At 72.0% G+C, this 24,298-nt stretch carries 17 protein-coding genes and 1 tRNA gene; 10 read left to right on the forward strand and 8 right to left on the reverse strand.

Features of this window, described 5'->3' with window-relative positions; all coding sequences use genetic code 11:
• The first annotated feature begins 45 nt into the window (after positions 1 to 45).
• The 8 genes from ACWD26_RS26435 to ACWD26_RS26470 all read left to right on the forward strand — a co-directional run bounded on the left by ACWD26_RS26435 (position 46) and on the right by ACWD26_RS26470 (position 12,608).
• The gene (locus ACWD26_RS26435) at positions 46 to 1,020 is read left to right on the forward strand and encodes an N-acetylglucosamine kinase (RefSeq protein ID WP_451274225.1); all 975 of its coding nucleotides are present in this window, start codon (positions 46 to 48) and stop codon (positions 1,018 to 1,020) included.
• Between the two features lie 275 nt (positions 1,021 to 1,295).
• A complete protein-coding gene (locus tag ACWD26_RS26440) occupies positions 1,296 to 2,777 on the forward strand; it encodes a hypothetical protein (protein ID WP_451274148.1) in 1,482 nt (493 codons plus the stop codon).
• Between the two features lie 35 nt (positions 2,778 to 2,812).
• Positions 2,813 to 3,847: a glutamate ABC transporter substrate-binding protein gene (locus tag ACWD26_RS26445; protein ID WP_451274150.1), complete on the forward strand. Its 1,035-nt coding sequence runs from the start codon at positions 2,813 to 2,815 to the stop codon at positions 3,845 to 3,847.
• A 53-nt stretch (positions 3,848 to 3,900) separates the two neighbouring features.
• Positions 3,901 to 5,226 carry a hypothetical protein gene (locus tag ACWD26_RS26450; protein ID WP_451274152.1) on the forward strand — a complete coding sequence of 442 codons (1,326 nt, stop codon included), beginning with the start codon at positions 3,901 to 3,903 and terminating at the stop codon, positions 5,224 to 5,226.
• Complete coding sequence (locus ACWD26_RS26455; protein WP_451274154.1) at positions 5,223 to 7,874, forward strand: tetratricopeptide repeat protein; 2,652 nt, start codon at positions 5,223 to 5,225, stop codon at positions 7,872 to 7,874. Before ACWD26_RS26450 ends, ACWD26_RS26455 begins: the two co-directional genes overlap by 4 nt.
• 3 nt (positions 7,875 to 7,877) lie before the next feature.
• Positions 7,878 to 9,194 (forward strand): PP2C family serine/threonine-protein phosphatase, encoded by a 1,317-nt coding sequence (locus ACWD26_RS26460; RefSeq protein WP_451274156.1) that lies wholly within the window; start codon positions 7,878 to 7,880, stop codon positions 9,192 to 9,194.
• 142 nt (positions 9,195 to 9,336) lie between these two features.
• The gene (locus tag ACWD26_RS26465) at positions 9,337 to 10,683 is read left to right on the forward strand and encodes a vWA domain-containing protein (protein WP_451274158.1); all 1,347 of its coding nucleotides are present in this window, start codon (positions 9,337 to 9,339) and stop codon (positions 10,681 to 10,683) included.
• A gap of 134 nt (positions 10,684 to 10,817) precedes the next feature.
• Positions 10,818 to 12,608, forward strand: coding sequence for an FHA domain-containing protein (locus ACWD26_RS26470; RefSeq protein ID WP_451274160.1), 1,791 nt, complete (start codon positions 10,818 to 10,820; stop codon positions 12,606 to 12,608).
• A gap of 88 nt (positions 12,609 to 12,696) precedes the next feature.
• Here the strand turns inward: ACWD26_RS26470 and ACWD26_RS26475 are convergent, their stop codons facing one another.
• The gene (locus ACWD26_RS26475; protein WP_451274162.1) at positions 12,697 to 13,677 is read right to left on the reverse strand and encodes a methyltransferase domain-containing protein; all 981 of its coding nucleotides are present in this window, start codon (positions 13,675 to 13,677) and stop codon (positions 12,697 to 12,699) included.
• 137 nt (positions 13,678 to 13,814) lie between these two features.
• Here ACWD26_RS26475 and ACWD26_RS26480 point away from each other — a divergent pair, with 137 nt between their 5' ends.
• Entirely contained in the window at positions 13,815 to 14,219 is a 405-nt protein-coding gene (locus tag ACWD26_RS26480; RefSeq protein WP_451274164.1) for a globin, read from the forward strand.
• A gap of 75 nt (positions 14,220 to 14,294) precedes the next feature.
• Here ACWD26_RS26480 and ACWD26_RS26485 read toward each other — a convergent pair whose 3' ends face one another.
• From ACWD26_RS26485 to ACWD26_RS26515, 7 genes are all read right to left on the reverse strand, one after another.
• Positions 14,295 to 14,987: a hypothetical protein gene (locus tag ACWD26_RS26485; RefSeq protein ID WP_451274166.1), complete on the reverse strand. Its 693-nt coding sequence runs from the start codon at positions 14,985 to 14,987 to the stop codon at positions 14,295 to 14,297.
• A complete protein-coding gene (locus ACWD26_RS26490; protein WP_451274168.1) occupies positions 14,984 to 15,394 on the reverse strand; it encodes an acyl-CoA thioesterase in 411 nt (136 codons plus the stop codon). The genes ACWD26_RS26485 and ACWD26_RS26490 overlap by 4 nt, the downstream gene beginning before the upstream one ends.
• A gap of 6 nt (positions 15,395 to 15,400) precedes the next feature.
• Positions 15,401 to 17,065: an energy-dependent translational throttle protein EttA gene (gene ettA / locus ACWD26_RS26495; protein ID WP_451274170.1), complete on the reverse strand. Its 1,665-nt coding sequence runs from the start codon at positions 17,063 to 17,065 to the stop codon at positions 15,401 to 15,403.
• Between the two features lie 213 nt (positions 17,066 to 17,278).
• On the reverse strand, positions 17,279 to 18,700 hold the full coding sequence (locus ACWD26_RS26500) for a TQXA domain-containing protein (RefSeq protein ID WP_451274172.1): 1,422 nt from the start codon (positions 18,698 to 18,700) through the stop codon (positions 17,279 to 17,281).
• Between the two features lie 252 nt (positions 18,701 to 18,952).
• Entirely contained in the window at positions 18,953 to 19,426 is a 474-nt protein-coding gene (locus tag ACWD26_RS26505; RefSeq protein WP_451274174.1) for a single-stranded DNA-binding protein, read from the reverse strand.
• 289 nt (positions 19,427 to 19,715) lie between these two features.
• Complete coding sequence (locus tag ACWD26_RS26510; protein ID WP_451274176.1) at positions 19,716 to 21,479, reverse strand: GTPase; 1,764 nt, start codon at positions 21,477 to 21,479, stop codon at positions 19,716 to 19,718.
• A gap of 569 nt (positions 21,480 to 22,048) precedes the next feature.
• Positions 22,049 to 23,719, reverse strand: coding sequence for a dynamin family protein (locus tag ACWD26_RS26515; RefSeq protein ID WP_451274178.1), 1,671 nt, complete (start codon positions 23,717 to 23,719; stop codon positions 22,049 to 22,051).
• A gap of 271 nt (positions 23,720 to 23,990) precedes the next feature.
• Between ACWD26_RS26515 and ACWD26_RS26520 the strand changes: the two genes are divergently transcribed.
• A tRNA-Arg gene (locus ACWD26_RS26520) sits at positions 23,991 to 24,063 on the forward strand.
• Positions 24,064 to 24,298 lie beyond the last annotated feature (235 nt).

A 24,298-nucleotide genomic window follows, 5' to 3' on the forward strand; every position in this document is an offset into this window, starting at 1 on the left:
GAGCCGGACGCGGGTGTGCGCGGGCGTGACGGCGGGCGCGGGAGCGTGCTCGCCGTCGACGCGGGCAACAGCAAGACCGACGTCGCCGTGATCGCGCCGGACGGGGAGGTGCTGGGCGCGGCGCGCGGCGGCGGGTTCCAGCCGCCGACCGTGGGCGTGACGGCGGCCGTCGACGGCCTCGCGGAGGTCGTGCGGCGGGCCTTCGCCGAGGCCGGGGCCGGGGTCGGGGGCGGGGTCGGCTCGGTCGACCATGTCTCGGCGTGTCTCGCCAACGCCGACTTCCCCGTGGAGGAGGAGCGGCTGGCGGCCGAGTTGCGCACGCGCGCGTGGGGCACGACCGTCGAGGTCCGCAACGACACCTTCGCCATCCTGCGGGCGGGCGTGGCCGAGCCAAGGGGCGTGGCCGTCGTGTGCGGTGCGGGCGTCAACTGCGTCGGCATGCGCCCCGACGGCCGTACCGCCCGTTTCCCGGCGCTCGGACGCATCTCCGGTGACTGGGGCGGCGGTTGGGGCCTCGCCGAGGAGGCGATGTGGCACGCGGCCCGCGCGGAGGACGGCCGGGGCGGCCCCACGGCCCTCGCCGACGCGCTGCCCGCGCACTTCGGCCTGGACTCCATGTACGCGCTGATCGAGGCCCTGCACCTGGAGCACGTCCCGGCCGTCCGCCGCCATGAACTCACCCCGGTCCTCTTCGCCACGGCGACGGCGGGCGACGAGGTGGCCCGCGCGCTGGTGGACCGCATGGCCGAGGAGGTGGTGGCCATGGCGACGGTGGCCCTGACCCGTCTGGACCTGCTCGGGGAGGAGACCCCCGTCCTCCTCGGCGGCGGTGTCCTCGCCGCCCGGCATCCCCTCCTCGACGCCCGGATCCGCGAGTCCCTGGCGGCCGCCGCGCCCAAGGCCGTCCCCCGGGTCGTCACGGCCGCCCCGGTGCTGGGCGCGGCGCTGCTCGGGCTCGACCACGTGGGCGCGCCCGCGGCCGTGCACGCGCGCGTGCGGGCGCATTACGAAGGAGGGTGACCGGCGGCCCGCGCCACCCTCGAATCTCCCCCCGAACGCGTTCGAACCCCCAGGGAACCGAACCCGACCGGAGCGCGTATTCATGGGCAGGGGGTGGTGCGGGAAGCCTTGTGCTGCGCCGGAATTCGACGGGCACCGCACATACGGACACGATCGGGGAACAAGATCGAGTCAAGGCCTGTGCGATGTCAGTCCCGACGGCGATACTTGCGGCCGTGCACCTCTGTCCGTGCGAGCGGACGGAAGTGACGGACGGATGACCAGGGGGAGGTCAGGTGACATACACGCCGAAGGGCAGCGCGGCACCGACGGCACCGCCCGCGAGCCCGGGCCCGGCCGTGCCGCCGCAGGCCGCGCGCGCGTCCCGGCTCCCCATGCCGCCCCCGGCCCCGGACGGCGGCCCGCCCCGCCGGACCGCGTTCGCGGAGGGTCTCGACCAGTTGCGCGCGGCGGCGACGACCGAGCCGGGCCGGCTGCGCATCATCGGCGCCGTCCTCGCCCTCCTGGTCGTCGCGTTCGGCTCCGTCGCCGCCTGGCAGATGACCGACCGCTCGGCCGCCGCCGACGACGTGCTGCACGGCAGCCAGCCCCTCAGCTCGGCCGCGGCGGAGATCTACAGTTCCCTGGCCGCCGCCAACACGGCGGCCTCCAGCGGATTCCTCGCGGGCGGGCAGGAGACCGAGGAGTCGCGCGAGGACTACGAGCGTGAGATGCGGGAGGCCGCGAAGCAGCTGGCCCTCGCCGCGACCGCGTCGGAGTCCGGCTCCGACTCCGAGGAACGCATCGCCAGACTGAACGCCCTGCTGCCCGAGTACAAGGGCCTGGTGGAGCGGGCCCGCTCCAACAACCGGCTGGGCTACCCGCTGGGCGGCGCCTACCTGCGCTACGCGAACGACAAGATGCAGAACATGCTCAAAGAGGCGCGGAGCATCTACGACAACGAGAACGAGCGGCTCCGCGACGACTACGCGGACGCCACGTCGTATCCGTGGGCCGCGCTCGGCCTCGGGGCCCTCGCCATCGGCGGCCTGGTCTGGGCCCAGCGCCGCAACTACCAGCGCACCAACCGGGTGTTGAACCACGGCCTGGTCGCGGCGACGGCCGCCTCCACCGTCGTCCTGCTGTGGCTGGCAGGCGGTCACACCCTCGCCCGCGCGGGCCTGAACGACTCCTACGAACACGGCGTGCGGTCGCTGACCGTCCTCAACGACGCCCGTATCGCCTCCCTCACCGCCCGCGGCAACGAGAACCTGACGCTGATCAGCCGGGGCGCGCAGACCACCACGATCAAGGTCGACGGCGAGGACACGGCCGTGGACGAGTTCGACCACACCTTCACGCTCGAGATGGCCAAGCTCAAGGAGCAGTTGGCCGCCGCCGAGCGACTCGCCGACGACGACAGCGGCAAGAAGCCCGTGGAGGCCGCCGGCGCCGGCATGGAGGAGTGGCTGGAGCGGCACGGCAAGGCCCGCGCCGCCGACGACAAGGGCGACTACCAGTGCGCTCTCGACCAAGTGATCGGCGGCAGGTCGACGACCGACTGCCCGGACGGCGACAAGCCGACCGGCGAGTGCTTCGACGAGGTCGACGAGAACCTGGGCATCGCCAGCACGTACGAGGCGAAAGAGTTCGAGCTGGCGGCCCAGGACGGCCGCGACGCGATGTCCGGGCTCCCGGTGGGCGCCGCGGTCCTGGCCGTGCTGGGCGCGGCGGGCGCGGTGCTGGGCATCGGGCGCAGGCTTTCGGAGTACCGGTGACGGCGGCGGGAGGAGGCACGGTGGAAGGGGGAGCGATGAACGCGGTACGACGCCTGCGGGCCGGCCTGCGGGGCTGGGGCGGCGTGGGCGCGATGGCGGTCCTCTGCGCCCTGACCCTGGTCTTCGCCCTGGTACTGCCGGTGAGCGGGACACGCGGCGACGGCGCCCCGGGCACCGGCGGCCAGGGGGTCGCCCGGGGCACGCAGGCGCGGGCGGACGACTGCAAGGAGAAGGCCGACCCCGAGAAGCGGAGCCTGCGGCCCTCCTCGGACGAGTCCGGCGAGACGATCGAGCGGATCAAGAAGAACGACGTGATCACGGTCGGCGTCGACCAGAACAGCTACCGCTGGGGCTACCGCGACCCGAACAGCACGAAGGACGAGGCCGTGCTGGAGGGCTTCGACATCGACATCGTGCACCGCATCGCCGAGGAGATACTCGGCGACCCGAACAAGGTGCGCTTCAGGGCGATTCCCACCAGCCAGCGCATCCCCGCGCTGCAGAACAAAGAGGTCGACATGGTGGTCCGTACCATGACGATCAGCTGCGACCGCTTGACCGAAGTCGCCTTCTCGCAGCCGTACTTCAGAACCGGTCAGCAGGTTCTGGCCCCCAAGTCCTCGACGATCGAGGGCTATGACAAGACGCTGGCGGGCAAGAAGATCTGTACGGCCGCCACTTCCACCGCCTTGTCCACCCTCGAGGCCGGCAAGACCTCGGGCAAGCTGCCCGCCTCCGCCGACATATCGCTGACGGTCCCCAACCAACTCGACTGCCTGGTAAGGCTCCAGCTCGGCGAGGTCGACGCGGTGGTCACCGACGGGGCGCTCGCCGCGAGCCAGGCGGCGCAGGATCCGACGGTCGGTCTGAAGGGCGAGCCGTTCACCACCGAGTACTACGGCGTGGCGATGAACCTGGAGGCGAAGGATCTGGTACGCCGGGTCAATCAGGTGCTGGTGGACTACCTCAAGGACGGCTGGCAGGACTCGTACGACACCTGGCTCTCCGGGACACTCGGCGAAAACTCGACGCCGTCCCGGCCGCCTTCCCCCCAGCAGTACAGCGACTGACGTAGACGGACCGCATTCAACTGACGGACACCGACAGCAGCGAGAGGTGATCGATGGGCGTGGCGGGATCCACCGGGCCGGTGATGGACCGGGACGAGGTGGACCGTGCGCTCGCGCGGCTCGGCGCGGAGCACGAGGCCATCGAGACCTCGCTGCTCGCCCTGCAGGACCACGCGGGCCGCAGGCTGCTCGAAGGCGCCGAGCTGACCGGCGTCACCAAGGAGCGCTGGACCGCCGCCGAGGCGTCGATCACGCTGCTGTGGGCGTACTTCGACGCGTACTCGGACGCGCTGCGCTCCGCCCGGGAGATCCGTTCGCGGCGCCGCTGGTCCAGCCGTGAGGACCTGGTGGAGCTGACCGAGCTGCTGCGCGGCGAGGCCGTCACGGTCGCCGGCAGCACCACGGCGATGGCGAACGCGCCGACGCTGCAGAGCGCGGGCCGGCTCAGCGAGCAGTTCTCGCTGGTCACCCTCGTGGACCGGATGAACGACCTGTACGCGTCCTCGCTGGACATGGTCGTGGCCGCCGACGCGGTGTGGTCCGCGCTGCCCGCCCGGATCGATTTACTGGCCGCCGAGCTCCAGCGCACCCGCCAGCTCGCGCACTCCGTGGGCGTACGCCCCGGGGAGCACCCGGCCGGCGACGACCTGGAGCGGATCACCCGCACCCTGACCAGGCTCCGCGAGCAGGTCGTCTCCGACCCGCTGGCCTTCTGGGTGCCCGCGCCGGGCAGTTCGGCGCCCGGCGGTGGCCGCCCGGACACCTCGACGTACGACCGCGAGGCGCGCGCCCTGGAGGACGTACGGCGGGAGATCGACGCCGTGCTGACGGTCCGGCAGGACGCGGAGGCACGGCTGGTGAAGCTGCGGGACGTGCTCAGCCGCGCGGACCGCACGCTCGCCGAGGCGCGCAGCGCGCGCGGTGAGGTGCTGGCGAAGATCGCCGCGACCGAGGTGCCCGTGGTGAGCGGCCCGCCGACGGTGCTGCAGGAGCAGTTGGCGATGGCGGCCGAGTACCGCAGACACGCGCAGTGGCACCGGCTGTCCCCACTCCTGGAGTCCCTGGAGCAGAAGGCGGACGACGAACTGCTGCGCGCCCGCGAGTCGTTGACGGCGGTCACCGCGCCGCTGGCGGTCCGCGCGGAGCTGCGCGGCCGGCTCGACGCGTACAAGGCGAAGGTCGCCCGGCACGGCTTCGCGGAGGACTCGCTGCTGGTCGAGCGGTACGACGCGGCGCGCCGCATGCTGTGGAGCGCCCCCTGCGACCTGCGCGTCGCCGAGATGGCGGTGCTGCGCTACCAGCAGGCGGCGGCCGAACTGCTGGGCACCTCGGTGCCCGCCCCGCGCGTGCCGCAGGACCGGAGGGAGGAGGAATCGTGAGTCAGACGGAGGAGAGTCAGGCGGGCGAGCAGGGTCAGCAGCAGTCGTGTCAACGGCCCGGCTGCTCGGGATCGTACGAGGACGTCGGCGGCGGCGAGCTGTACTGCGACACCTGTGGTCTGGCACCGGTCGTCTCGGCGAGCGGCATGGTCGCCTCCCCGCCCACCGGTATCACCGGCGGCGGCAAGGGCTCGCGCGGCTCCGGTTCCAGCAGTTCACGCTCCTCACGGACGTCCGGGCGCTCCTCGCAGTCCCGGCGCTCGGTCTCCGGCCGCCTCTCGCGCGCCCTGTCGGGCAAGTCGACGGGCCGCTCGGTGTCGGTGCGCAGCTCCGGCAAGACCGCCGGCTCCTCGGGCCGGGCCCGGCTCGGTGTCGGTCTCGTCCAGGTCCCGGACGTACCGCGCCCGGACCCGCGCTCGATGGTGCTGGAGACCGCCGAGGTGCCCGAGCGGAAGCGGTTCTGCTCGCGTTCCGACTGCGGTGCGCCGGTCGGGCGGGCGCGCGGTGAACGGCCGGGGCGTACAGAGGGCTTCTGCACCAAGTGCGGCCACCCGTACTCGTTCGTGCCCAAGCTGCACTCCGGCGACATCGTGCGCGGCCAGTACGAGGTCGTGGGCTGTCTCGCGCACGGCGGCCTGGGCTGGATCTACCTGGCCATAGACCGGGCGGTCTCGGACCGCTGGGTCGTGCTGAAGGGCCTTCTCGACACCGGCGACCAGGACGCGATGGCCGCCGCGATCTCCGAGCGCCGCTTCCTCGCCGAGATCGAGCACTCCAACATCGTCCGCATCTACAACTTCGTCGAGCACCTCGACCAGCGCACCGGTTCGCTGGACGGGTACATAGTCATGGAGTACGTCGGCGGCAAGTCGCTGAAGGAGATCGCCAACGGCCGCCGCACGGCGGACGGCCGCCGGGACCCGCTGCCGGTCGAGCAGGCGTGCGCGTACGGCATCGAGGCCCTGGAGGCGCTCGGTCACCTCCACAGCCGCAACCTGCTGTACTGCGACTTCAAGGTCGACAACGCGATCCAGACCGAGGACCAGCTGAAGCTGATCGACATGGGCGCGGTGCGCAGGATGGACGACGACGAGTCGGCCATCTACGGCACGGTCGGCTACCAGGCGCCCGAAGTCGCCGACGTGGGCCCGTCGGTGGCCTCCGACCTGTACACGGTCGCCCGTACGCTCGCGGTCCTCACCTTCGACTTCCAGGGCTACACGAACGTCTTCGTGGACTCCCTGCCCGACCCCGACAACATCGAGGTCTTCCGCCAGTACGAGTCGTTCTACCGCCTGCTGGTGCGTGCCACCGACCCCGACCCGGCCCGCAGGTTCGCCTCCGCACAGGAGATGTCGGAGCAGCTGACCGGTGTGCTGCGGGAAGTCGTCTCGCTGCAGACGGGCCGGGCGCGGCCCGCCCTGTCGACGATCTTCGGGCCCGAACTGCGGGTCACGGACACGGAGTTGTTCGCGGAGCTGGACGGGGATGTGTCCCGGCTGGGGACGCGGGTGGTGCCGTTGGGGAAGGGACTGCGACGGGGCAAGGCGGCCGCGGGGAACGGAGGTTCGCCTTCCGGTACGCCCGTGCCGCTGACCGCCGGCGCGGCCGTGTCCTCCCCCGCGAGGCTCACCAAGGAGCTGGACACCGCCGCCGCGGCCCTCGCGCTGCCCGTCCCGCATGTGGACCCCGGCGACCCGAACGCCGGGTTCCTGGCGGGGCTCCTCGCCTCCGCGCCCGCCGAGCTGATCATGGCCCTGCACGCGGCCCCCAGCGGCTCGCTGGAGCTGCGGCTGCGGGAGCTGCGGGCCCGTCTGGAAATGGGCGAGTTCACCATCGCACTGGCCACCCTGGACGCCCTGGAGCGGGACCACCCGGACGACTGGCGGGTGGTCTGGTACCGGGGCGTGGCCGCGCTCGCCACCGGCGACCACGAGAACGCGGCGCTGTCCTTCGACGCGATCTACGACGCCTTCCCGGGCGAGCCGGCCCCCAAGCTGGCCCTCGGCCTGTGCGCCGAGGTGCTGGGGCAGCTGGACAACGCCGCCGAGTACTACCGGCTGGTGTGGACGACCGACCCCAGCTTCGTCAGCGCCGCGTTCGGGCTCGCCCGGGTGCGGCTGACCGCCGGGGACCGGCAGAACGCCGTCCAGACCCTGGAGTCCGTGCCGGAGGCGTCGATCCACTACACCGCCGCCCGGGTCGCCGCCGTACGGGCGCGGCTCAGACACCGTACGGAGGCGATGGCCGGTTCCGCGACCGCGCCGCGCGGAGCCGCGCCGTCCGAAGCCGCGTCCCCAGGGGCTGTGCCGTCAGGGGCCGCGCCGGACGCGCCGTTCCTGGACGATCTGACCGCCGCCGCCGGGCAGGTCGAGGCGCTCGACGGGTACGGTCTGGACGCGGTGCGCCGCGAGCAGTTGTCCACAGAGGTCCTCGGCTGCGCCCTGGACTGGGTACTCTCCGGTAGCCAGGGTGCCGCGCCCCCGGCCGGCGAGCGGAGGCTGCTCGGCAGCGTGCTGGACGAGCGTGGCCTCCGCTTCGGACTGGAGCGGTCGTACCGCACACTGGCCCGGCTCGCTCAAGGCGGCGAGGAGAGGATCGACCTGGTGGAACGTGCCAACCGTTACCGCCCCCGGACGTGGGTGTAGTTCATGTCGCAGATGCCCCAGCCGACCGCGCTGACGAAGTGCCCGATCTGCGAGTGGCCCCTCGCTTCGGACGACCGCTTCTGCGGTGCGTGCGGCCATGACCTCTCGGCGGTGCCCGCGCCGCCGGAGGACCAGCCGACCATCACCATGAACGGGACGGCGGGCGAGGCGCCCGCCGAGGCCGCGTCCGTGGCCTGGCCGCTCGCCTCCGAGCCCAGTTCCGACACGCCCGCGCCCGTGGTCCGCCCCACCGACATCCAAGGCACCGACTCGGGCGGCGGCGAACTGCCCGGTCCGGGGCGGGGCGTACGGTTCGACCGGGCCCGCGAGCCCGACGAGTACCCGCTGGCCGCGCCCCAGCCGCCGGACCCGCGCACCGCCGACCTGGCCACACCGCCGGCCGGCACGAAGGTGTGCGTGGCCTGCCGCTCGGGCCATGTCGACCGGGACGGCTACTGCGAGAACTGCGGGCACGCCCAGCCACGCGAACGCGACCACATGGAACTGGAGTTGGGCGCGGTCGCCGCGGTCAGCGACCGGGGCCTGCGCCACCACCGCAACGAGGACGCGTTCGCGATCTCCTCGACCGCGCTGCCCGACGGCTCCCCCGCGGTCGTCGCGATCGTCTGCGACGGCGTGTCCTCCGCGACCCGCCCCGACGACGCCTCGCTCGCCGCCGCCCGCTCCGCGGGCGAGACGCTCCTGGACTCGCTGCCGCGCGGCACCCACCCGCAGCAGGCGATGCACGACGCGATCATCGCGGCCTCCAACGCCGTCAACGCCCTCGCCGAGGAGCCGGAGACGGCCCAGGAGCACGCCCCGCACCAGAACGCGCCGGCATGCACCATCGTCGGCTCCGTCGTCACCCCGAGCCTGCTCGTCGTCGGCTGGGTCGGCGACAGTCGCGCCTACTGGGTGCCGGTGGACCGCAGCGCGCCCCCCGCCCGGCTCACCGAGGACGACTCGTGGGCGGCACAGATGGTCGCCGCGGGACTGATGAACGAGGCCGAGGCGTACGCCGACGAACGCGCCCACGCGATCACCGGCTGGCTCGGCGCGGACGCCTACGAACTGGAGCCGCACACCGCTTCCTTCAAACCGGACCGGCCGGGTGTAGTGGTGGTGTGCACCGACGGACTGTGGAACTACGCGGAGGCCGCCGAGGAGATGGCCGAGGCCGTGCCCCTGGACGCGGCCGAGCGACCGCTGCGCTGCGCGCAGGTCCTGGTCGGCCGCGCGCTCGACGGAGGTGGCCACGACAACGTAACAGTGGCGGTCCTGCCGTTCCCGGCCCCTCCTCAGGGGGCAGGATCGGCCTGAGGGTGCGCGCGGGCGGGGTGTCCGCGGGCGCCGCGACGGCCGGACGGGAACGGCCGACGGACCGGAGGGGACCGGTCCGGGTACGGGCACGCACAGTCATCACCCCACGCGCTGTGGGGCCGGTAGGGGGATCTGAGTAGGCATGGCCAATTTCTCGAAGTCGAACGTGCCGCAGTTCTCGGTCGAGGTGTACCAGAACGAGTACCTGCCCGAAGGCGGCCGCGAGGTCAACGCCATCGTGACGGTCAGCGCGACCGGCGGCGGCACCATCGGCAGCGCGGTCGCCGCGCCGCACCTCTACTCGCCCGGCCAGGGCCCGTCCGCCGCCGTGGCGATCATGGTCGACTGCTCGGGGTCGATGGACTACCCGCCGACCAAGATGCGCAACGCCCGGGACGCCACGGCCGCCGCGATCGACACCCTGCGTGACGGCGTCCACTTCGCGGTGATCGACGGCACCCATGTGGCCCGGGAGGTCTACCCCGGCGGCGGCCGGCTCGCGGTCGCCGACTCCGCCACCCGGGACCAGGCCAAGCAGGCGCTGCGCAGGCTCAGCGCGGGCGGCGGCACCGCCATCGGTACCTGGCTGAAGCTCGCCGACCGGCTGCTCGCCTCGGCGGACGTCGCCATACGCCACGGCATCCTGCTCACCGACGGCCGCAACGAGCACGAGTCGCCGCAGGACCTGAAGGCCGCGTTGGACGCCTGTGCCGGAAGGTTCACCTGTGACGCGCGTGGAGTCGGGACCGACTGGGAGGTCAAGGAGGTCACCCAGATCGCCTCCGCGCTGCTCGGCACCGCCGACATCGTCGCCGACCCGGCCGCCCTGTCCGCCGACTTCACACAGATGATGGAGGCGGCCATGGGCAAGGAGGTCGCGGACGTCGCCCTCAGGCTGTGGACCCCGGTCGGCACGCGCATCAAGTTCGTGAAGCAAGTCGCGCCCACGGTCGAGGAGTTGACCGAACGCCGCAGCGAGGCCGGACCGCGCGCCGGGGACTATCCGACCGGCTCGTGGGGAGACGAGTCCCGTGACTACCACGTGTGCGTCGAGGTCCCGGCCGCGTCCCTCGGCCAGGAGATGCTGGCCGCCCGTGTCTCCCTGGTCATCCCGCAGCCCGACGGCACCGCGCAGAACCTCGGAGCCCAGGGTCTGGTGAAGGCCGTGTGGACCGACGACATGGTCGCGTCCACGTCGATCAACCCCCAGGTCGCGCACTACACGGGTCAGGCCGAACTGGCACAAGTCATCCAGCAGGGCCTGGATGCCCGTAAATCCGGCGATTTCGACGGAGCAACAGCCAAGCTGGGGCGGGCCGTTCAGCTCGCGAGTGCGTCGGGGAACGCGGATACTGCGAAACTGCTTGCGAAGGTGGTGGACGTGGTCGACGCGGCGACAGGTACTGTGCGACTGAAGGCAAAGGTCACGGAGGCCGACGAGATGACTCTCGAGACTCGGTCGACAAAGACTGTTCGTGTAAAGAAGTAAACGAAGTACTTGGAAACACCGCTGCACATGAGCCTGGCTCCCCCACCGGGGATCCGGACAGAGCCGGCCACACCGGCCCGTCGCGGCCACAGGACCCGGCCGAGAGGCCGGAAAGGAGAGGGGGAAGCGCCGACATGCCGACCTGCCCGAACGGACACCAGTCGGGTTCCGACGACTGGTGCGAGGTCTGCGGTCACCGTATGGCCGGTGCCGTACCCCCGCCGCCTCCACCGCCGCCCCCCGGCGCCGGTTACGGATACCCGCCGCCCGGCTCGCCTCCGCCGCCTCCGGGCGCGGGGGGTCCTGGGGGCCCCGGCGGCCCCGGGGGTCCTGGTGGACGCCCCCACCTCGCCGCCCAGCCGGAACTCTGCCCGCAGTGCCGCACGCCCCGCGAGGGCGGCGCGCCCTTCTGCGAGGAGTGCCGGTGGAACTTCCTGACCAACACGGCGACCACCTACACGCCTGCCGCGCCGCGCCCCCAGGCGCCCGGGCCCGGCGCGGGTCCGGGAGGCCCCGGCGGCCCCGGCCCCGGTCCTGGCCCTGGTGGGAACCCGGCGCTGCGCTTCCAGCAGCAGCCGCCTCCGCCGTCCTTCGGCGGCGGTGACGCGTACGACTACCAGAGCTCGCGCCCCTCACAGGTGAACCGTCCCGCCGAACCGATCCCGCCGGGACCACCGTTCGGCGGCGAACCGTCGGGGCCTGGTGGCCCCGGTGGCCCCGGTGGCCCCGGCAACCATGGCGGACCTGGTGGGCCCGGTGGGCCCGGTCGTCCGGGTGGGCCTGGCGGCCCCGGTGGGCCGCCCGGGCCGGGGGGTTCCTCCGGCTTCGGTGGCGGGCCTTCGGGTCAGCCCGGGCAGCCTGGTCCGGGTCAGCCCGGTCCGTCCGGTCCGTCCGCGTTCGGTGGAGATCCTTCGCGGCCCGGCCCGTCGGGCTTCGGCGGTGATCCCTCGCGTCCCGGGCCCTCGGGCTTCGGCGGTGACCCTTCCCGTCCCGGACCTTCCGGCTTCGGTGGTGATCCCTCGCGACCGGTTCCGCCGCCGCCCGGGCCTACGCCGGGTGGGCCGGGCGGACCCGGTGGGCCTGGCGGACCCGGCTTTTCCGGTGGGCCTGGCGGACCTGGTGGTCCCGGTCCCGGTGGACGAGGTCCCGGTGGTCCCGGTGGCCCCGGGGGTCATGGTCCCGGTGGTCAGGGTCCCGGTGGGGCGCCCCAGGCGTTCCAGCAGGCGGGGCCGTCGGCACCGCCCGCCTTCCCGCAGGAGACACGGCGACCGCAGCCCGGCGGCCCTGGAGGCCAGGGGGGTCCCGGTGGCCCCGGTGGGGGTCCGTCCTTCGGTGGCGACGACGACTGGGTGATCTCCCCGCCGTCGACGGGTCCCGGCGGAGCCGGTGGTCCCGGTGGTCCCGGTGGACCTGCCGGTCCCGGTGGTCCCGGCGGTGCGGGTGGGCGTCCCGGTGGCTACGGCTATCCGCAGCCCGGTGCCACCCAGGCCCCGCCCGGCCCGTCGTACCCGCAGGCGCCGACGACCTGGAGCGCGACCATCGGCCCGGACCGCGACTACTTCATGGCGATGATGCAGCGCTCGGGCCCCGAGGCCGCGGGCCTGAACCTGCCCGCGTACTCCCCCGAGCAGCAGCACGCCCTCACCGGCAACCAGATCACCATCGGCCGCCGCCGCCACTCCACCGGCGACACCCCCGACATCGATCTCTCGGTGCCACCGGAGGACCCGGGCGTCTCCCACCAGCACGCCGTACTGGTGCAGCAGCCCGACGGCAGCTGGGCGGTCGTCGACCAGAACTCCACCAACGGAACCACGGTCAACGGCTCCGAGGACCCCATCCAGCCCTTCGTCCCGGTCCCCCTCCAGGACGGGGACCGGGTACACGTGGGCGCGTGGACGACGATCACGATCCGCCGGGGCTGACCCACCTGTAGCAGCGGACGTCCAGGGCCGACTGAGCACCTTCAGTCGGCCCTGAGTCGTCTCACGGACCGCGGAAGGAGGCGGCCCGTCACGGAAGAGGCCACGCGTACGGCCCCTCCGGGTCGTCCAGCCAGGCCCAGGCGTGGTCGCCGCGGACCGTGATGCCGTAGCGCTCGCGGGAGGGCATGTCCTCGCGCTGCCACAGGGCGAGCGCCTCGTGCGGGTCCAGGCTGCCCGCCGTGAGGGCCAGCAGGAACCGGAAGAGCTCGTGGTCCCTGGCCCGGTTCGGCAGCCCGCCCAGGTGCGGATGCACCGCCTCCGGCTCACTGCCCCCGCGCAGCGGCACGAAGTACGCGGACGTGTGCAGGAAGCGCCCCTCGGCATGCTCAGCGTCCTCGACCCGCAGCCGTACCAGCCCCGTGGCCAGCGGCGTGAGAATGCGCGCGCCGGGCGTGCACTGGGCGAGCCAGGCGCGCGGGATCGAGTGCAGCGTGCAGGTCGCGATGATGCGGTCGTACGGCGCCCGCTCGGGCACCCCGCGCGCCCCGTCACCGGTGACGACGGTCGGGTGGTACCCGGCGGCGTGCAGATGCCTGCGCGCCGCCTCGGTGATGTCGGCGTCCAGGTCGACGGTCGTGACGAGCTCGTCGCCGAGCCGGTACGCGAGCAGCGCGGCGTTGTAACCGGTCCCGGCACCGATCTCCAGCACCCGGTTGCCGTCCTCCACCTCCAGCTCGGCCAGCATCTTCGCCATCAGGGAGGGCTGGCTGCTGGACGAGATCAGCTCCCCGTCCCGCACCCGCGTGGCGAGTGGCGCGTCCGCGTAGGCACCCCGCACCCAGCGTTCACGTCGCCGGGGGTCGCGTTCCTCACCCCACAGCCGTTCGAAGCCGCCCATGACGCCCACGTAGTAGTACGGGACGAAGAGATGCCGGGGAACGCTCTCGAAGGCCTTCCGCCACTCCGGGTCGGCGTCCCAGGCCCCGCTCGCCTCGATCTCGCGCACCAGCGCCGACCGGGCCTCGGCGGCGAGGCGTTCCAGGTCGTGGTCCACAGCGTGCGTGCCCATACCTCCACTGTGCGGCCCGACGCCTCCGGAGGCGAGCACCACGGCGGGCGGGTCCGGAATCGACCGGTCCCGTGCTCAGGTTCCGGGATGGTCCTAAGCCTTGAGTCCTCCGTCTTCGCGTCTGAGACCATGGGGACGTGAAAGAGATTCGGCGAGGCACGCTTCAGGAGCAGACCTTCTACGAGCAGGTCGGCGGCGAGGAGACCTTCCGGCGCCTCGTGCGCCGTTTCTACGAGGGGGTCGCCGAGGACCCGATCCTGCGGCCCATGTACCCGGAGGAGGACCTGGGCCCGGCCGAGGACCGCCTCACCCTGTTCCTGATCCAGTACTGGGGCGGCCCCACCACATACAGCGAGAACCGTGGCCACCCCCGGCTCCGTATGCGCCACGCCCCGTTCACCGTCGACCGCGCCGCCCACGACGCCTGGCTGAAGCACATGCGCGACGCCGTGGACGAGCTCGACCTCTCCGAGGAACACGAGCACACCCTCTGGAACTACCTCACCTACGCGGCTGCCTCGATGGTGAACGCGCCGGGCTGAGCGGCCGGGGCTGCCCGACGGCCCCCACGACTCGGGCCCGGCCACGACCCGGTCCCGGGCGGCCCAGACGCACGCTCAGCGAACGCTGACGTCCAACGCCCCGAGGCCCGCCCTGCGTACGGCGATCGACCCGTACGGTGTGCGCAGCCTCAGCCACGCACCCGACGAGAACAGTGCCGGCGACGCCTCGTCGGACATGCCGGCCCGCCGCGCGGGACGGAGGAAGCCGAGCGACTGGGCCGCGTGCACGGCCCGCACCGGCAGAGGTGTGTCCCCGACCGCCCGGGACCAGATCTCTCCCCCGATCCGGTCGAGCTCGGCCCGTGTACGCCGCTCGGGCGCCAATTCCTCGGTTCGGGACCGGAACTCACGCACCGCCGCGGAGACCATCGCCCGCAACGCGTCCGGCGCGGGCAGCCCCGCCTCCGGCCGCCAGCCACCGCGCGGCGGTAGCACCCCGGCCCACGGCGGCCCGGTCACCGTGCCCGGGACGACGGCCGTACCCGCCGACTCGTCGATGGACTCCAGGAGTTCACCGGCCGACACGGTCACGTCGAGCGTGAAGCCGAGGCCGTTCTCGTACGGCTTGGCGAGGCGTACGGTCCTGATCGCCAGCACCTCGAAGGACGGTGGCCGGCCGAAGACGGCCAGTGCGGTGCCGGCCGCCTGGAGGCGCACCGCGGCCCCACGGTCGTAGTGGAGCAGCCGGGAGAGGAAGGCCGCGAGATCCGCCGCCTCCCCCTCGTCGGCGAGGTGGAGCACCGTCATGCGGCGACGGCCTCCTCCTGGTCATCCCTGTACTCCTCCAGGAACTCGCGCTCCTCGGAGGTGATGCGGCGGGGCCGCTGCGTCGCGAAGTCGAACGGCACTATCACCGTCGAGGCCCGGACGTAGACCTGGTCGGGGTCCTTGACCTCGTAGGTGATCGTGAACGACGCCGCTCTTATGTCCGTGACCCACAGCTCGATGTCCACCGGCTGGTGGCGGTGGACCAGCTGCCGCTTGTAGTCGATCTCATGGCGCGCCACCACGGACCCCTGCTGGAAGTCCTTGTCCGGGCGGAACAGGAAGTCGATACGGGCTTCCTCCAGGTAGCGGAGGAAGACCACGTTGTTGACGTGGCCGTACGCGTCCATGTCCGCCCAGCGCAGTGGGCAGCGGTAGATGTGCCGCAAGATCGATCAGCCCCGGGTGAGCTTCTTGTAGGTGGCGCGGTGCGGGCGGGCGGCGTCCGCACCGAGGCGCTCGATCTTGTTCTTCTCGTACGACTCGAAGTTGCCCTCGAACCAGAACCACTTGGACTCGCCCTCGTAGGCGAGGATGTGCGTCGCCACACGGTCCAGGAACCAGCGGTCGTGGGAGACGACCACGGCGCAGCCCGGGAACTCCAGGAGCGCGTTCTCCAGCGACGACAGGGTCTCGACGTCGAGGTCGTTGGTCGGCTCGTCGAGGAGCAGCAGGTTGCCGCCCAGCTTGAGGGTGAGCGCCAGGTTGAGGCGGTTGCGCTCACCGCCGGACAGCACTCCGGCCGGCTTCTGCTGGTCGGGGCCCTTGAAGCCGAACGCGGAGACGTAGGCGCGCGAGGGCATCTCGACCTGGCCGACGTTGATGTAGTCCAGCTCGTCCGAGACGACGGCCCACAGCGTCTTCTTGGGGTCGATGTTCTCGCGGCTCTGGTCGACGTAGGAGATCTTGACGGTCTCGCCGACCTTGATCGAACCGGAGTCCGGCTCCTCCAGTCCCTGGATCATCTTGAACAGGGTGGTCTTGCCGGCGCCGTTCGGGCCGATGACGCCCACGATGCCGTTGCGCGGCAGCGTGAAGGAGAGGTCGTCGATCAGGACCTTCTCGCCGAAGGCCTTGCTGAGGTTGTTGACCTCGACAACCACATTGCCCAGACGGGGGCCCGGCGGGATCTGGATCTCCTCGAAGTCCAGCTTCCGCATCTTGTCTGCCTCGGCCGCCATCTCCTCGTAGCGGGCCAGACGCGCCTTGGACTTGGCCTGGCGGCCCTTGGCGTTGGAGCGGACCCACTCCAGCTCTTCCTTGAGCCGCTTGGCGCGCTTGGCGTCCTTCTGGCCCTCGACCTTGAGACGGGTCTGCTTGGTCTCGAGGTACGTGGAGTAGTTGCCCTCGTAGCCGATCGCGCGGCCGCGGTCGAGCTCCAGGATCCAGCCCGCGACGTTGTCGAGGAAGTACCGGTCGTGCGTGACGGCGACAACGGTGCCGGGGTACTTCGCGAGGTGCTGCTCCAGCCACTGCACGGACTCGGCGTCCAGGTGGTTGGTGGGCTCGTCGAGCAGCAGGAGGTCGGGGGCTTCGAGCAGCAGCTTGCAGAGCGCGACGCGGCGGCGCTCACCACCGGACAGGTTGGTGACGGGCCAGTCGCCGGGCGGGCAGCCCAGGGCGTCCATGGCCTGCTCGAGCTGGGTGTCCAGGTCCCACGCGTTGGCGTGGTCAAGGTCCTCCTGGAGCTTGCCCATCTCGTCCATGAGCGCGTCCGAGTAGTCGGTCGCCATGAGCTCCGCGACCTCGTTGAAGCGGTGGAGCTTGCCCATGATCTCGGCGGCGCCGTCCTGCACGTTCTGCAGGACCGTCTTGGACTCGTCCAGCGGCGGCTCCTGCAGGAGCATGCCGACGGTGTAGCCGGGCGAGAGGAACGCGTCACCGTTGGAGGGCTGCTCAAGGCCCGCCATGATCTTGAGGACGGTGGACTTACCGGCACCGTTCGGGCCGACCACACCGATCTTCGCGCCGGGCAGGAAGCTCAGCGTGACGTCGTCAAGGATGACCTTGTCGCCGTGCGCCTTGCGCGTCTTGCGCATCGTGTAGATGTACTCAGCCAAGAGAAACCGTCCGGCAACTTGAGAACTGGCAGTGGGCAGTACCACCCATCTTGCCGCACGGCCAGCCCTCGACGGAAACCGGATGGTGAACCCCCCGGACGAGCGACACGGCCCCGGCGCCTCAGGGGCGTACCGGGGCCGCGCATCACGCACGTGTCACCGCGCGGTCACTCGCTGTTGAGTTGTCAAAGAGCTCTTTCGCCCACGCTTCCGCTACGGGTTCCGCTTGCGGAGGAGGACCATCACCGCGCCGCCGATCACGACCAGGCCGATGGCGATGCCCCCGATCACCGGGGTGGCGCCGGAGCTGCCGGTCTCGGCGAGGTCGGTGCCGGAGTCGGCGGCCGCGTTGCCGCCCACCGTCGCCGGGCTCGGCTCGCTCAGCGTCTGGACCGATTCCCCACCCGCACCGGCCTCGGTCTCCGTCAGGCAGTCGAGCACTCCCCGGAACTGCTTCGCGTATCCGTTCGGCCCCTTGATCGTGAAGTCGAACGCCTGGTCCTCCTGCAGCGGGATCGTCACCGTGCGGGTCTCGCCCGCCTCGATGGTGTACGTGATCCCCATCAGTTCGAAGGTGAAGGCCTTGTCGCCCTGGTTGGCGGCCTTGATGTCCAGGCCACCCTCGGCGCAGTTCTTCTCGGCGGACAGTGCGGGTATCGCGCCCTTCTCGGCCCAGTGCGCGGTCGCCGTCGCGGAGACCGTGGACTCGCTGGAACCCGCGAGGATCTGGGTCTGGCTGCGGGTCTCGGAAGCGAAGGCCCGGCCGACCGGCACGGTGGTCGAGGCCTGCACGGACAGCTCGGCCGAACCGTCCGCCGCGTCCTGCGGCACCTCGAAGTACAGCTCTCCGCCGTCACCGGCCGAGGTCACGGGCTCGCCGTCCGCGTCGACGACCTTCACGCCGTCCGCCGTCGCCTCCGAGGGCGGAGTCACGGTCACGGCGTCCGCGTTGGTGTGCACCGTGACCGGACCGAGCCGCTCGCCCGCGCGCCCGGAGACGGCCGGCGGGTCGAGGGTCAGTGAGGCGGCCGGTTCCGCCAGATTCCGCGCGGCCTTCTCCAGATGGTCCGCGAGCTTCTCGGCCTCCGGGTCCAGGGCCTCCACATCGGCCCCGTCCGAGTACCGCCAGATCGCCACCTGCGTACCGGTCGCCGCGTCCTGCTCGGTGAGGCCCTTGGCACCGGCCTTGCCGGCGAGGGCCGCGAGGTCGTTCACCTGCGGGTAGGAGTTCTGCAGGATCCAGCGGATCTTGCCGGCGTCCTTGTTGGCGCCCAGCGAGGTGCCGCTCCAGGCAGTCTCCTGGTACTTGGCGTCCTTCTGCGTCGGGTTCTGGATGTCGACGCAGTAGGTCTGCAGGGTGCCGCCGCCGTCCACGAACATCTCGAACAGGCCTGCGGGAAGCTGCTGTTCCTCGCCACCCGTACGGAGCACGGCCGTCCCGTACGTCTTGAGGCCGCCTATGGTCGCGGTCGCTCCGCCCGAGCTCTGCGCCGTCTCGTCGGCGGCGGCCGGGCCCGCGGTGACGATCGCACCCGCGACGACGAGTCCGGACGCGAGTGTCGCGGCGGAGAGCCGGGCCGCCCCTCGCCTGCGCGCGGACCACGCGGCGAACGACGCCGAGAACGAAGAAACCACAGAATTTCCCTTCGAGCAGGACCCGTTGACGTGGGGGGTTGTGGTCCCACCAGCAGAATCAGAAGCCCCGTGAGCTATGCCCGGCATCCTAGGGACGCGGCGCACCGCTCTTCCCAGTCGTATCGTCGGACAACCGATCCGAATCGGAATCGTTATCGCTCGCACAGCTCGCGAACAGCACTTATCGACAAATCGATGGGGTGCGCACGCGGACTCTTCACAACGCATGCGCCGATAAGCCACGACTTGATGTCACGTCACCCCGGCGGGCTCCGGCCGGAGTTCGGCTGTGGTGTCGAGCAGGTTCCCGGGCGGTGGTGTCTCCCAGTTGGGCTCCGGCTGAGGCTGGGCCGTCACCGCCGATTCTCCGCGGGACACACGACGGAAGGCCGACGTGCCCCGCGACAGGTCGTGGCCGATCGCGACCGCGTCCACGTCCGCGGACACCCGACTCTGCCCGTCCCGCTGCTCGGTGCGTACCTTCAACCGCCCCTGCACCACGACCGGATCGCCCAGTGCCACCGACGACGCCACGTTCGCGGCGAGGGTGCGCCTCGCCCACACCGTGAAGAAGTTGGTGTGGCCGTCGGTCCACTCGTTCTTCTCCCGGTCCCAGTACCGCGAGGTCACCGCCAGCCGGAACCGGGCCGACGAGCCTGTGGACAACTCCTTGCAGACCGGCTGCGTCGCCACGTTCCCCACCACGCACACCATCGTCTCGTTCATCTCGCGAACGCCTCCTTCGCGCCGACACCGATGCCGGTGCCGGCCTCACACAGGTACGGGCCCCTCCCGTACGGCTGCTGGGTCTGTCGCGACGCTGTGATCGCCGCGTGTTCAGACTGCCGCCGTCGGGCCGAGCCCGCTGAGCCCTGTGTGCTACCCGCCGGTTGTGGACAACTCCGTCACCCGACGGGGTGAACTGTTCCTACGAGAGCCACCCCTCACCCCACCGACGCCACCCCTCACCCCACCGACACCGGCCCTCGTCTCCCCTGGCCCACCGACGCCGTCCTCAACTCACCGGCGCCGCCCCCAACACCCGCCCGTACTGCTCGCGCACCTCCCGGTACCGCAGCAGCTCGGCCGCCACCGGATCCAGCACCCGCGCCCGACCGCACGCGGCGGCCGCCTCCCGCAGTCGCCGTTCCGCCTCGTAGCCGTAACGCCTCGCGGGACCACGTGCCGCCAGCCTGCAGCCCCACTCGACGGCCGGACCACCGACGATGCCGATCACCATCAGCAACACCGGCACCCCGAGGTTCGGCGCCATGAAGCCGATGATCTGCCCCAACAGCCACAGCCCCCCGATGACTTGAAGGATGGTCATAGCCGCCTGCGCCAGCACGGCGGCGGGCCACCAGCCGGGCCTCGGCGGCCGCCCCGTCGGCGCCCCGGCCCGCGCCGTCAGCTCGTCCAGCGCCTCGGGCAGCCCCTGCGCCCCTCGTACGGCCGCCTCGCGCACCGCCTGGGCCCAGGGCGCCGGCAACCCCGTCGCGGCGCGCTCGGACAGGACACGTACCGCGTGCTCGACGCGCTGCCTCGCCGTGGCCTCCTCGTCCACGGGCATCGTCAGAGCGAGCCGCCCGGTCGTGGGTTCGCTGCGGTCCTGGTACCACCGCCACAGCCGTAGCCAGGGCGTACCGCACGCACGGTTGGCGTTGCGCAGCCAGGCGCGCTCGGCCGCCTCGCCCGCCGCGGTGGCGCCGACGGCGTCCGCGAGCCGCGCGGCGAAGTCGTCCCGGGCCCGCTCGCTGAGCCCCGCGCGCCGCTGCGTGGCGTACACCGGCCACAGCCGCGCGGCGGCCGCGTCCAGGTCGGCGCGGACCCGGCGGGCCGGCGCACCGCGCTCGGCCACGAACTGGCTGAGCGCCTCGCGCAGTTCCCCCACCCCGTCCCCGGTGATCGCGGACAGGGCGAGCACGGTGGCGCCCGGTTCGCCGTACTCCCCCAGGGCGATCCCGTCCTCGTCGAGCAGCCGCCGCAGATCGTCGAGGACCTGGTGGGCGGCCTCCCCTGGCAGCCGGTCCACCTGGTTGAGGACGACGAACATGACCTCCGCGTGACCCGCGAGGGGCCGCAGATAGCGCTCATGGAGGATGGCGTCGGCGTACTTCTCCGGGTCGACGACCCAGATGACCGCGTCCACGAGCGCCAGGATCCGGTCGACCTGCTCCCGGTGCTGGACGGCCGCCGAATCGTGGTCGGGCAGATCCACCAGGACGAGGCCGCGCAACTGCGCCTCCGCCTCCGGGCTCTGCAACGGCCGCCGTCGCAGTCGTCCCGGAATGCCCAGCCGGTCGATGAGGCTCGCCGCGCCGTCGCTCCAACTGCACGCGATGGGCGCGGCCGTCGTGGGCCGGCGTACGCCCGTCTCGGAGATCGCCACGCCCGCGAGCGCGTTGAACAGCATCGACTTGCCGCTGCCGGTGGCGCCCGCGATGGCGACGACCGTGTGCTGCCCCGAGAGCCTGCGCCGCGCCGCCGCCTCGTCCAGGACCCGTCCCGCCTCCGCGAGCGTCCCGCTGTCCAGCCGGGTACGGGACAGCCCCACCAGCTCCCGCAACGCGTCGAGCCGCGACCGCAGGGGCCCGTCGTACGCGAGCGGGAGGACCGCCGGCGCTGCCGGGGCCCTGGTCTCCGCGGCCTGGCCCCGCTCGGCGGGACCCGCCTCCGAGGCCCGCCGGGCGATGAGCCCGTCGTCCCACGGGTCGCCGGATTCCGTACGCGCGCGTGTGCTCCCCTCACCGGGCGGGTCGCTGTCGGGACGCTCAGACACGTGGGGGAGGTCGGGCACGCGCGCGTGAAGGCCGTTCTCGAGCCTCTGGCGCGACTCGCGACTCTCACGGCTCTCACGGAATTCGCGGCTCTCACGGACTTCGCGGCTCTCGCGGCTCTCACGGACTTCGCGGCTCTCGCGGCTCTCACGGACTTCGCGGTTTTCACGACTCTCGCGGGCGTCGCGGGCCTCGCGTCTCCCGTGGTCCGGGCGGCTCCCGTGGTCCGGGTGGCTCCCGAAGTCCGGACGGCTCCCGAAGTTCGGACGGCTCTCAAGGCCCGGACAGCTCTGGGCCGTGTCGCGCTCTTGGACGTCGTCGGAGCGCTTGCTCTCGGCGCTCCCCGAGGCGCGTCCCTCCAGGGACCGCCCCGAGCGCCCTTCGACGGGAGCGCCCTCTACAGGGAGGCCGTTCTCGCCGTCGTCACCCTTCCGGTCGCGCCGCGTGAAGGCGTACTCCCTCGTCTCGTCACCCTTTTTCTCGACCTTCCTGCCGGTCATCTCGTCGTCACCCTTCTCGGGGACGCCGTCTCCGGTCTGATCCGTGTGGTCAGTGACGGCGGTCACGGCGGTCACCTCTCCTTCTGCAGTACGGACAGGGCGGCGATGAGTTCGGCCTGTGGTCCGGGGTGTACGTCGAGTGCGTCGAGCGGCGCGAGGCGGCGGTCGCGCTCGGTTTCGAGGGCCCGGTCGAGATACCCGGTGAGCAGCCGCCCACCGCGGTCGCGCAGCCGCAGCGCGCCGTGCGCCCCGATCCGCTCGGCGAGGCTCTCCCCCGCGGACCGGGCCCGTCGGCCGCCGAGCAGGGCCGTGGCGACCAGGGCGGCCACCACCTCGGCGTCCGGCGCGACACTCCGGTCGAGGTCGCGCACCTCTTCCTCGGCGTACTCCTCCAGGACGCGCCGCCAGCGCCGTACGGTCATCCCGATCCGGTGATCGACGCTCTCGCGCGTGGCGTCACGTTCCGTCAGCCCGGCGGCGACGGCGGCCGGCTCACGGCGCCAGGCCTCGGCGATCCGCTCGTCGGCGGCGGTGACGGCGCACAGCAGCAGCGTGCCGAGGCTTTCGACGAGGGCGTCGAGCAGTTCGCCGGCGGTGCAGTCGAGCGGATAGCTGCGCCATCGCTTGAGGGCGTCGCCCGCGAGCACGGCACCCGACTGCAAACGTGCCTTCACGCGCGCGTGCTCACTGTCGTACGCCGTGTCCACGGCCGCGGTGAGCCGGAGGGCGGCGGAGTACTGCCGGGCCGCCGCACTGGCCAGCTCCGGCATCCGGGACTTCAGCGAGTCGAGGAGGCCGTGCGCGGTGTGGGCCATGGCCTGGTGCCGGGCGGCCGGATCCGTCGCCTGCTGGATCAGCCAGGTGCGCAGCGGGGCGACGGCGGTGGCCGGCAGCAGTCCGCCGCCCCAGGCGGACTCGGGCAGTTCGGGGACGGTGAACCGGGGCACGTCGCCGAGGCCGGCCTTGGTGAGCAGCGCCCCGTACTGCCGGGAGACCTCGGAGACCACCTGGTGGGGCACCCGGTCGAGCACGGTGACCAGGGTCGCGCGGTGTTCCTTGGCGGTGCGCAGCAGATGCCACGGCACGGCGTCGGCGTAGCGGGCGGCCGTGGTGACCATCACCCAGATGTCGGCGGCGCAGATGAGTTCGGCGGCGAGGACGCGGTTGTCGGCGACCAGGCAGTCGATGTCGGGCGCGTCGAGGAGGGCGAGACCGGGCGGAAGGCTGTCGGCGGTCTCGATGCGCAGCACGCGTTCGCCGTCCCGGCCGGCGTCGTCGTCCGGCGGGAACGAGTCGTCGTCCGGATCCTGTCCGGGCTCCGGTTGGGGCGCCCACGCGCGCGTGAGGTTGGGCAGGACGCGCATGCCGCTGAACCAGTGATGGTCTTCGGGATGACAGACCAGTACGGGCGTGTGGGTCGTCGGCCGGAGTACCCCGGCCTCGCTGACCTTCCGCCCCACCAGGGAGTTGACGAGGGTGGACTTGCCGGCTCCCGTCGATCCCCCGACAACGGCGAGCAACGGTGCTTCGGGTTGCCGCAACCGGGGCACCAAGTAGTCGTCTAGTTGTGCGAGCAGTTCGTCGCGGTTGGCACGCGCGCGCGGGGCCCCTGCCAGGGGCAGCGGAAAGCGCGCGGCGGCGACACGGTCGCGCAGGGCGGAGAGCGCGTCGAGCAGCTGAGGCCGTACGTCCAAGGTCACCACATGCGAAGAATGCCCAATTTTGTGGACTTTCTGAAGCATATAAGTTCGTCTGCGCGCCGACATGACACAGGGGACGGAGGGGACGAGAGGGGCGCAGGCATAACGAGTGCACAACACCCGGGGCGCGAGGCGCCAAAAGAGGTGCACGATTCGTACCTGCCTGCGATTATCAGGACCGCTTCACCGAACCTCCACATTGAGCCACGGAGGCGAAGCAACAGGGACATGGACTCGGGAGCCCTATCCTTGTCCCCGGCAACGTCACGGATCAGCCCACACCCGGGCACCACGACAGAGGCCACCACACCCGGCCCCCGTAGCTCAGTGGATAGAGCAGGCGCCTTCTAAGCGCTTGGCCGCAGGTTCGAGTCCTGCCGGGGGCGCCTTCCCCACCCTCCTTCGGGAGGGCATTTTTTGCTGGTCAGAGGCCATTTACCGGGCTGGCTGGAGCAGCTTCGCGGGTGCGGGTGGGCCCTCGGGCGGAGTCGGAGGGTGTCCGGCCGGAAACGATCTCACTGGCCGACTTCGACTTCGGGGTCAATCGTCTGGGACCCGGATACCGACAAGGTCTGGACATCCGTCTGAAAGCCTTCCGTTCCGCGATGGCAGGCCTGCCTG

This window comes from Streptomyces sp. NPDC002787, from assembly GCF_053592095.1.